This is a genomic window from Mycolicibacterium peregrinum (assembly GCF_001665625.1).
In the GTDB taxonomy this organism is placed as follows: Bacteria; Actinomycetota; Actinomycetes; order Mycobacteriales; family Mycobacteriaceae; genus Mycobacterium; species Mycobacterium peregrinum_B.
Genome location: NZ_LZSY01000152.1, coordinates 18,278 through 27,776 on the forward strand (window position 1 = coordinate 18,278; position 9,499 = coordinate 27,776).

At 64.6% G+C, this 9,499-nt stretch carries 11 protein-coding genes; 6 read left to right on the forward strand and 5 right to left on the reverse strand.

What is annotated here, in order from left to right; genetic code table 11:
- The 4 genes from A5779_RS23890 (at nucleotide 1) to A5779_RS23900 (ending at nucleotide 2,747) form a co-directional block, all read left to right on the forward strand.
- Entirely contained in the window at nucleotides 1-876 is an 876-nt protein-coding gene (locus A5779_RS23890) for a mycofactocin-coupled SDR family oxidoreductase (protein WP_055115896.1), read from the forward strand.
- Nucleotides 877-943: 67 nt separating this feature from the next.
- Nucleotides 944-1,081: a hypothetical protein gene (locus A5779_RS34110; RefSeq protein ID WP_165609204.1), complete on the forward strand. Its 138-nt coding sequence runs from the start codon at nucleotides 944-946 to the stop codon at nucleotides 1,079-1,081.
- The gene (locus tag A5779_RS23895; RefSeq protein WP_064886227.1) at nucleotides 1,078-1,857 is read left to right on the forward strand and encodes a spirocyclase AveC family protein; all 780 of its coding nucleotides are present in this window, start codon (nucleotides 1,078-1,080) and stop codon (nucleotides 1,855-1,857) included. The genes A5779_RS34110 and A5779_RS23895 overlap by 4 nt, the downstream gene beginning before the upstream one ends.
- A gap of 29 nt (nucleotides 1,858-1,886) precedes the next feature.
- The gene (locus tag A5779_RS23900) at nucleotides 1,887-2,747 is read left to right on the forward strand and encodes a cyclopropane mycolic acid synthase family methyltransferase (protein WP_064886228.1); all 861 of its coding nucleotides are present in this window, start codon (nucleotides 1,887-1,889) and stop codon (nucleotides 2,745-2,747) included.
- A 28-nt stretch (nucleotides 2,748-2,775) separates the two neighbouring features.
- Here A5779_RS23900 and A5779_RS23905 read toward each other — a convergent pair whose 3' ends face one another.
- From A5779_RS23905 to A5779_RS23925, 5 genes are all read right to left on the reverse strand, one after another.
- Nucleotides 2,776-3,111: a hemophore-related protein gene (locus A5779_RS23905; RefSeq protein ID WP_064886229.1), complete on the reverse strand. Its 336-nt coding sequence runs from the start codon at nucleotides 3,109-3,111 to the stop codon at nucleotides 2,776-2,778.
- Between the two features lie 127 nt (nucleotides 3,112-3,238).
- Entirely contained in the window at nucleotides 3,239-4,600 is a 1,362-nt protein-coding gene (locus A5779_RS23910; protein ID WP_064886230.1) for a cytochrome P450, read from the reverse strand.
- A gap of 31 nt (nucleotides 4,601-4,631) precedes the next feature.
- Nucleotides 4,632-4,826, reverse strand: coding sequence for a ferredoxin (locus A5779_RS23915; protein ID WP_064886231.1), 195 nt, complete (start codon nucleotides 4,824-4,826; stop codon nucleotides 4,632-4,634).
- A gap of 34 nt (nucleotides 4,827-4,860) precedes the next feature.
- Nucleotides 4,861-5,736 (reverse strand): mycofactocin-coupled SDR family oxidoreductase, encoded by an 876-nt coding sequence (locus tag A5779_RS23920; RefSeq protein WP_055115888.1) that lies wholly within the window; start codon nucleotides 5,734-5,736, stop codon nucleotides 4,861-4,863.
- A 41-nt stretch (nucleotides 5,737-5,777) separates the two neighbouring features.
- Entirely contained in the window at nucleotides 5,778-6,479 is a 702-nt protein-coding gene (locus tag A5779_RS23925; RefSeq protein ID WP_064886232.1) for an SDR family NAD(P)-dependent oxidoreductase, read from the reverse strand.
- A 263-nt stretch (nucleotides 6,480-6,742) separates the two neighbouring features.
- Between A5779_RS23925 and A5779_RS23930 the strand changes: the two genes are divergently transcribed.
- Complete coding sequence (locus tag A5779_RS23930) at nucleotides 6,743-8,221, forward strand: aldehyde dehydrogenase family protein (RefSeq protein ID WP_064886233.1); 1,479 nt, start codon at nucleotides 6,743-6,745, stop codon at nucleotides 8,219-8,221.
- A complete protein-coding gene (locus A5779_RS23935) occupies nucleotides 8,218-9,429 on the forward strand; it encodes a CaiB/BaiF CoA transferase family protein (protein WP_082941821.1) in 1,212 nt (403 codons plus the stop codon). Before A5779_RS23930 ends, A5779_RS23935 begins: the two co-directional genes overlap by 4 nt.
- Nucleotides 9,430-9,499: the final 70 nt, after the last annotated feature.

Sequence of the window (9,499 nt, forward strand, 5' to 3'; positions counted from 1 at the left end):
ATGACCGGAAAGCTCGACGGCAAGGTCGCTTTCATCACCGGTGCGGCCCGCGGGCAGGGCCGGGCCCATGCAATCGCGATGGCCAGGGAGGGTGCTGACATCGTCGCCGTCGACATCTGCCGCGACATCCCGTCCAATCCCTATCCACTGGCCACACCCGAGGATCTCGCCGAGACCGAACGGTCGATCAAGGAACTCGGCCGACGTGTCGTCGCGCGGGTCGCCGATGTCCGCGAGCGCCACGAGCTGCGCGACGCGGTCGAGGCGGGTATCGCCGATCTCGGCAAGATCGACATCGTGGTCGCCAATGCGGGCATCCTGCCGATGGCGATGGGCAATCCCGATCCGATGGGTTTCGTCGATGCCTCCGACGTCGATCTGCTGGGCGTGATGAACACCGTCGCGGTGGCGATACCGCATCTGCCCGACGGTGCGTCGATCATCGTCACCGGTTCTACCGCAGGCATGATCCGCGGCACCACCACCAGTCCCGACATGGGCCCGGGTGGCGCTGGTTACGGTTGGAGCAAGCGGATCGTGATCGAGTACGTCAATGAGATGTGTCTTCACCTGGCGTCGAGGATGATTCGGGTCAACGCGATCCATCCGACCAACTGCAACACCCACCTGCTGCAGAACGAGGGCATGTACGGGGTGTTCCGTCCGGATCTCAAAGCCGCAGGCAAGACAGCCACCCGCGAAGATGCCGAGCCGTTGTTCAACCTGTTCCAGGCCATGCCGATTCCGTACATCGAACCGGAGGACATGGCCAATCTCGGGGTGTTCCTCGCCAGCGACGACAGTCGGTACATCACCGGCCAGCACATCCGCGTCGATGCGGGTTCACTGCTCAAGTGGCCCAACGGACCTCAGTAGGTCTCACCCGGGGCGGTGCAGGAAGCCCTATTAAAAGTCGCGAAACTCGTGTCCCCAGGAGGTGACAGTGGGCGCAATCATCATGTTGGGCACCCTGTTTGGCTTGATAGTCCTGATCGTGGGTCTGGTGCTGTATTTCGATCCGGAGGCGCGTCGCACGCCGCCGGAGCCTCGGCCCGCACCGGGCACGGAGGTCGAGGCGTGAACGTGCAGCTCCTGATCAATGCCGGTGTGGCCTTCGCCTACGTCACCGGTCTGGGTTTTCTTGCCGTGGGCATCTACCTGAGCGTGCGCCGCGGCCGACTGCACCCGTTGCTGCTGCTGTGCATCTCGGCACTGTCGTTTTCCTGGATCGAGGCGCCCTACGACTGGGCGATGTACGCCCAGTTCCCGCCGGCGCTCCCGCGGATGCCGTCGTGGTGGCCGCTCGACATGACCTGGGGCGGGCTGCCCTCGGCGGTACCGGTCGGCTACATGGGGTACTTCGTCCTCCCGGCGATCATCGGCGCGGCGCTGGGGCGGTGGGCGATCAGGAAGTGGCACTGGCGACGTCCGCAGACGCTGCTGCTGGTTGGCTTCGCCGTCGGGTTCTGCTGGGCGCTGTTCTTCAACGCGATCATCGGCGCGCGGCTCGGCCTGTTCTACTACGGCTACGTGATCGAAGGCCTCGGCCTGTGGGAGGGGACCAAGCACCAGTACCCGATCTACGACGCCATCGCCATGGGTGTGCAGATGACGGTGTTCACCTACCTGCTGGGCCGAACCGATGAGCAGGGCCGCAACGTCATCGAGATGTGGGCCGACAAGATCTCCAAGACTCGGGTGCAGTCAGCAGTGGTTTCGGTGATCGCCGTCATCGTGGTCGGGCACGCGGTTTACGCCTCGGTCTTCGCGCCGCATCTGGTCACCAAACTTGGTGGGTGGGTGACTGTGGGACCGACCGAGCAGTTGTTCCCCGGGGTCCCCAATCAACCGCGGTAGCGGAGCCGAGGGGGCTACCATCGCAACACATGGCGTCGCTACGCCCACATTATGAGACGTTGCAGTCGATCTACGACATCTCAGACGAGTTCTTCGAGCTGTTCCTGGGTCCGACGATGGGCTACACGTGCTCGTACTTCGATCGCGTCGGCATGTCTCTCGACGAGGGGCAGAACGCGAAGTTCGATCTGGCGCTGTCCAAGTTGGACCTTCAGCCCGGTATGACGTTGCTCGACATCGGCTGCGGCTGGGGTGGGGGATTGCAGCGGGCCGTCGAGACGTATGAGATCGACGTCATCGGTCTCACTCTCAGCCGGTCGCAGCGCGACTACGCCGAGGTCAAGCTGGCCAAGGTCCCAAACGGCCACCGCGTCGAGGTGCGACTGCAGGGCTGGGAGGAATTCGACGAGAAGGTCGACCGCATCATGTCGATCGGGGCATTCGAGCACTTCGGTCACGAACGTTATCCGGCGTTCTTCGAGATGGCCTACAACGCGCTCCCGGCCGGTGGATCGATGCTGTTGCACACGATCTGCGGCATCACTCAGGACGATGCGGTCCGGATGGGAATCCCGTTGACGCTGAGTGTGGCCCGGTTCGTCAAATTCATCATGGCCGAGATCTTCCCCGGCGGTCGGTTGCCCACGGGACCGATGGTCGAGGAACATGCCCGAGAAGCCGGGTTCGAGGTGGCCATGGTGCAGCCGATCGGCCAGTACTACCCGAGGACCTTGGAGGAGTGGGCGGCCAACCTGGAAGCACATCGTGACCAGGCCATCGCCCTGCAGTCCCAACAGGTGTACGACCGGTACATGAAGTACCTCACCGGTTGTCCGGACCTCTTCCGCGGCGGATACCTCGACGTCAATCAGTTCACACTGCGGAAGTAGCGAGGGCCTTTACCGCCGAGCCGCGATCTCAGTAGTTGTTGCAGCTGCCCGCGATCGAGTTGATCGGCCCGAAGTACTCCTGAGCGGCCGGGCTGGCCTGCAGCTGGGCCACCGTCTGCTGGCGCTGGGCCGGTCCCGACGCCAGGAAGTTACGCAACGCACCCTGGGCGAACGGGGACGCGTTGAACTGCTGTGCCAGATCAGGACGCTGCGCGTTGAGTGCCGCCATGACCTGCTCGTAGCTGCAGGTCGTGTTGACCACACCGCTGAAATCGGGTTGGGCGGATGCCACTCCCGTCACCAGCGGAACGGACAGGGCCAGACCGCCGAGAGCGGCCGCGATGTACTTGAAAGACTTGCTCACCTGCTGGAAACCCCCATGTTGTTCGCCCAAGAAGGCGACGCCTTGTACGTTTGCCGGACCCGACCTCACTCGAGGCTAACAGGCGGCAGACGTACAAGGCGTCCTAGCGAAACCGCTCCGGGTCGCATCAGTCGATGACGGCGGCTTCCTTGCGCTCGGTGATCGGCCGGGCCAGCTCCTGCTCATTGCAGATGCGCTGCAACTTCTCCAGGGTCTCGTCCAGGCCGGGGCCCAGCTTCTTGCCCGGGGTGAAGCGCGCCGGCAGATTTCGCATGCCCTGAATGACGCCGATCGTGTCGTAGTGCACGGTGCCCTCGGCGTCGCACACGTAGTCCGGCATCCGGTCCAGGACCGCGGTGAGCATCGACTTGAACACCGTGCGCGCCACGTTCGAACCCACACAGCGGTGCACTCCGATGCCGAAGCTGAAGTGCCGGTTGCCCTTCCGATCCAGGACGATCTCGTTTGGCTGGTCGAACACCGACGGGTCACGGTTGGCCATCGCCCAGGACAGCCACAGTCGCTCGTACTGCTTGAACTGCTGCCCCTCGACCTCGACGTCCTCGGAGAACGTGCGGCCGTCACCGGGCGCCGGCGTGAAGAAACGCAGGAACTCTTCGGTGGCCGGGTCGAGAAGGGTGGCACGCTCGTCGCTCAGCCGGGTGCGTTCATCAGGGTGCTCGCCCAGCCATTCCAACGCATGCGCGGTGAGTGCGGTGGTGGTGTCGAATCCGCCGCCGATGACCAGCCCGAGATTGCCGAGGATCTCCATGTCCGGTGCCGGTTCACCATCGATGCGTAGCTGCAGCATCGCGTTGACCAGCCCGGGCCGCGGCGTCTCCCGGATCTCCATCATGTTGTTGATGATGTCGATGCCCATCTCGCGGTGCTGCTCATTGATCTTCTCGCGATCGGGGGAGTGTTCGGGTGTGTACACCGACGCATGGGTGGGCTCGCTGTAGACGTTCCACTTCTTGAGCTCGATGCCCATCATGGCCAGGGTGAATACCGCGGGCACCACGTTGGCCAGATGCTCGACGAAGTCGATCTCGCCGGACTCGATGTGCTCGTCGAGTGCGGCGCGGGTGATCTCGTCGACGAACGGTACCCACCGCTTGATGGCGGCAGGGGACAGGTACGGGTTCAGCGCACCGCGGTAGGCGCTGTGCTCCGGCTCGTCCATCTCCAGGATGCCGCCCCGCACCACGGTGGCCCGGCTGGCCTTCGGGATCGTGATGCCCTGATACGGCGTCTCGCCACTGATGTCGTGGTGATTCGAGACGACAGGACAGCGGGCGAGCTCGAAGACATGCCTGCTGTCTGCGGCCACCCAGTGCCCGTTGTAGGCGTCGGTCCACGCCATGGGGCAGCGGGACTGCATCTCCTCGGTGATCTTCTCGAACTGCAACCGGTATTCCGGCGTGTGCCGGTCGAAGTGGTAGTTGTTCTTCTTGCGGTCGTCGTCGGTCGTGACATCGTCGATACTCACGGCGTTGTCTCCCTTGGCCTTTCGGTCTGCGTCAATCTTCGATGACGATGGCTTGCTCAGGGCAGGAGTGCGCGGCCTCGCGGACCGCGTCCTCCTGATCCGCGGGTACCAGGTCAGAAACCGGTGACGCGTGACCGTCGACGTCATCGAGGACGAACGAATCCGGCGCGATCATCGAGCACAGGGTGTGCCCCTGGCAGCGACTGGCATCAACCGAAACCTTCACTACGACAACTCCTTTCGAACCGCTGGTTGCGGAATCAGACGTGGTAGTCGTACCACTTGAGGTAACCGCCTGCGTCGACCCGCAGTTGCATGCCGGTGACGTACCGGGCCTCGTCGGAGGCCAGCCACAGCACCGCGTTGCTGATGTCCTCCGGCTCGATGAAGTTGACCTTCATCGCCTGCTGCACACCGAACACCGGCTCGGCATCGGCACGGGTGGGGTTCTCCAGATCCGGCCGGAACGAGCGGTACATCGGCTCGCTCTGCAGCATGTTGGTGTTGCAGTTGGTCGGGTGGATGACGTTGGCGCGGATGCCGCGCACCGCCAGTTCGGTGGCCAGCGCATGCACGTATTCGGAGATCAACCGCTTGGAGATCATGTAGCCCATGCCGCCTGGATCGGCGCCGGGGTTGGGCTTGTTGTGGGCGTCCATCAGCGCGGCGGCAGATGCGGTCGCGATGATCGAAGCACCTTCCTTGAGGTGCGGTAGCGCGACCTGGATGGCGTTGATGGTGCCGACGAAGTTGGTGTTGATGCCGTCGGTCCATGCCTGCATCGCAGGCTGCCCCTTCATCGCGGCGATGCCGGCCTGCGCGACGACGATGTCGACCTTGCCGAACTCCGCGAGCCCGGATTCCAGCGCGCTGCGCAGTTCGGCCTCGTTGCGGACATCGGCCTGTGCGGTGACGATGCGTCGGCCGGTCTTCTCGACGTAGTTCTTGGTCTCTTCGAGGTCTTCGGCCGTGGCCATCGCATAGCCGACGGTGTCGTAGTTCTTACAGATGTCGACCGCGATGATGTCGGCGCCCTCTTCGGCCAGTCGGATCGCGTGACTGCGGCCCTGGCCGCGTGCCGCGCCGGTGATGAACGCGACTTTCCCGGCAACCCTGCCTTCTCCGCTGTTTCCCACAATTGTCCTTTCGCTGATGATGTTTCGGGTGCGCCTGCGCGTCAGGTGTTACGGCCGCCGTTGACGCCGAGGATCTGGCCGGTGATGTAGCCCGCCTCTTCGGAGACGAAGAAGGCGCAGGCGGCGGCGATGTCCTCCGGCTTGCCCATCCGGCGCACCGGCGTCTGCGCGATCTGCTTGTCGGTGTCGCCGAGGAAGCCCTTACCTTCGGCCTTGCGCAGCATCGGGGTGTCGATGAAGCCCGGCGGCACGGCATTCACGGTGATGCCGTTGGGGCCGAGTTCCAGCGCCAGGCTCTTGGTCAGGCCGTTCACTGCGGACTTCGCCGCGACATAGGGCGACATGAAGGGCTGGCCGGAATGCGTACTGGACGACGAGATGTTGACGATGCGGCCCCAGCCGGCCTCGAGCATGTCGGGCAATGCCGCCTGGATGCAGTGGAATACGCCATTGAGATTGACGTCGATGATCTGCTGCCACTTCTCGAACGAGACGTCGCTGAAACGCTTGAAGCAGTCCAGGCCCGCCGCATTGACCAACACCGAGATCGGACCGAGTTGGGCGCGAATGGCATTGAGCGCGGTGTCGACGGCGGCGCGATCGGTCACGTCGGCGACATGAGCGAACTCGTCATCCGAGGGCTGTAGGTCGAGAACCGCGACATTGAGGCCGTCAGCGCGCAACCGGGCGGCGATGGCCGCTCCGATACCGGAACCTCCTCCAGTGACAACGGCATTCTTCATGACAGTTCTCCGGTCGCCGGGCGGGGCCGGACTTTCTCAGGGGTCAAGAATCATCCTTCCGATTATGAGAACCGTACTCTCGGACCGGTGTTCCCCGCAAGATCCGGGCTCAACGTGCGCGCCTCCTGCGGAGATGGTGGATCTGCAGCGAATAGGGCATGACTAGCTGATCTAGCTTTCACTTGAGTTCTCATCGAGCGAATGTATGATTCGCCGGTGATGAGAATGCAGTTTCCATCACAGTAGTGAATCGCCTGAGGAGGATGATGCAGCAGGAAGCGCCGACCATCGCGGCAGAACAGCGGGCTGACCGGAAGTTGTTGATCGGCGGAGAGCTGCGCGAGACGCCGCGGACGTTTCCTTCCGTCAATCCAGCTACCGGTGAGGTGTTCGGATACGCGCCGGACGCAACGGTCGCCGATGCCCAGGCTGCGGTCGCCGCGGCCAGGCAGGCATTCGACCACACCGACTGGTCCACCAACACCGAGTTCCGGGTCCATTGCCTGGAGCAACTGCACCGGGCGCTGGTCGAGAACCGCGACGAACTGGCCGCACTGACCACCACCGAGGTGGGGGCCACCGCGGCATTGTGCGCCGGTGCCCAGCTGGACGGACCGATCGACATCGTGCGGTACTACGCCGAGCTGCTCAGGACCTACCCGCTGACCGAGGACCTCGGGAACATCGAGAGCCGCGGCATGCAGCATCACCGGTGGGTAGAGAAGGAAGCGGGCGGCGTGGTGGCCGCGATCATCGCCTACAACTATCCGAACCAACTGGCCCTGGCCAAGCTGGCGCCCGCGCTGGCCGCCGGTTGCACCGTGGTGCTCAAGTCCGCACCGGACACCCCGTTGGTCACCCTGGCGCTCGGCGAGCTGATCGCCAACCACACCGACATCCCGGCCGGCGTCGTCAACGTGCTCTCGGGCGCCGACCCGGAGGTGGGTGCGGTGCTCACCACCAGCCCCGACGTCGACATGGTGACCTTCACCGGTTCCACGCCCACCGGCCGGCGCATCATGGCCGCGGCCAGTGAGACGTTGAAGAAGGTGTTCCTGGAGCTCGGCGGCAAGTCGGCCGCGATCGTGCTCGACGACGCCGACTTCAACACCGCCGCACTGTTCTCGGCCTTCAGCATGGTCACCCACGCCGGTCAGGGCTGCGCGCTGACGTCGCGGCTGCTGGTGCCCGCGAAGCACAAGGACGAGATCGTCGAGCTGATCAAGAACAACTTCGGCCTGGTGCGTTACGGCGATCCCACCGATCCCAAGACCTACATGGGGCCACTGATCAGCGAGAAGCAGCGCGACAAGGTCGACGGCATGGTCAAGCGCGCCGTCGAGGCCGGCGCCACTCTGGTCACCGGTGGCGAGAAGGTCGACCCCGGCTACTTCTACACCCCCACTCTGCTGGCCGATGTGGACCCGGACAGCGAGATCGCCCAGGAAGAGGTCTTCGGGCCGGTGCTGGCCGTCATCGCGTACGACGATGATGACGACGCGGTGCGGATCGCCAACAACTCGATCTACGGGCTGTCCGGCGCGGTGTTCGGCAGCGAGGACCGCGCGCTGGCCGTGGCCCGTCGAATCCGGACCGGCACCTTCTCCATCAATGGCGGCAACTACTTCAGCCCCGACAGTCCGTTCGGCGGATACAAACAGTCGGGCATCGGCCGGGAGATGGGCACCGCGGGACTCGAGGAGTTCATGGAGTCCAAGACGTTCGCCCGGGTGCTGTCATGAGTGGCGGGCCTCTCGCTGGCGTCCGCGTTCTCGAGGTCGCGATGTACGGCTTCGTCCCCTCGGCCGGAGCCGTGCTGGGGGAGTGGGGTGCCGACGTCATCAAGGTCGAGCACGCCGTCACCGGCGACCCGCAGCGTGGTCTGCGCCAGACCGGGCCGCTGCGCGTCGAGGGCGATCCCAACCCGAACATCGAGCATGCCAACCGCGGCAAGCGCAGTATCGGCCTGGACATGTCGGTGCCGGAAGGTCGCGAGATCCTGCTGGAACTGGCGAAGAAGGCCGACGTGTTCCTCACCAGCTTCCTGCCCGGGCACCGGCAGAAGTTCGGCATCGACGTCGACGACATCCGCGCGGTGAACCCGAACATCATCTACGCCCGGGGCAGCGCCCTGGGTCCCCGCGGTGAGGAGTCGGTGAAGGGCGGTTACGACATGACCGCCTTCTGGTGCCGCGCCGGCACCGCCGCGACCATCACCCCCGCCGGCATGGCGGGAATGATCGCACCGCCCGGGCCGGCCTATGGGGACACCATCTCGGGCACGAACCTGGCCGGCGGCATCGCGGCGGCGCTGTTCAAGCGGGAGCGCACCGGCGACCCGTCGGTGGTCGACGTGTCCCTGCTGGGCAGTGGCCTCTGGTCGATGGGCCACACCGTGGCGCTGACTCAACACCTGAACCAGTTGATGGTGACACCTCCGCCCGGTGTGCACGGGTCGCCGATCAATCCGCTCGTCGGGTTGTACGGCACCGCCGACGACCGCTACATCTCGTTCGTGATGATGCAGCCGACCAAGTTCTGGGCCGACGTGTGCCGCCACATGGATCTGGAGAGCTACATCGACGATCCGAGGTTCGCGACTGCCGAATCGTTCGCAGAGAACACGCCCGACGCGGTCGAGATCCTCACCGAGGCGATGAAGAAGCGAACTTTGCCAGAATGGAGCGAGCGATTCACCACGCTGGCCGGACCGTGGGCTCCGGTGCAGGACACCCTGCAGGCGGGACAGGATGCCCAGATCCGGGCCAACGAGTACCTGGTGCAGGCGGGCGAGCTCGAGTTGGTCGCCAACCCAGTGCAATTCGACGTCACAGCGCCGAGCACAGGGCCGGCCCCCGGCTTCGCCGAACAAACCGACGACATCCTGGTAGAACTCGGTCTGGACTGGGATCGCATCATCGAACTCAAAACCGCCGGCGCGGTCACCTAGGCCGCCTCCGTCATGCCCCTCGTCTCTTCCGCCGCACACTGTGTGTCGTGGGCTGCGGTGGGAGCCTGGG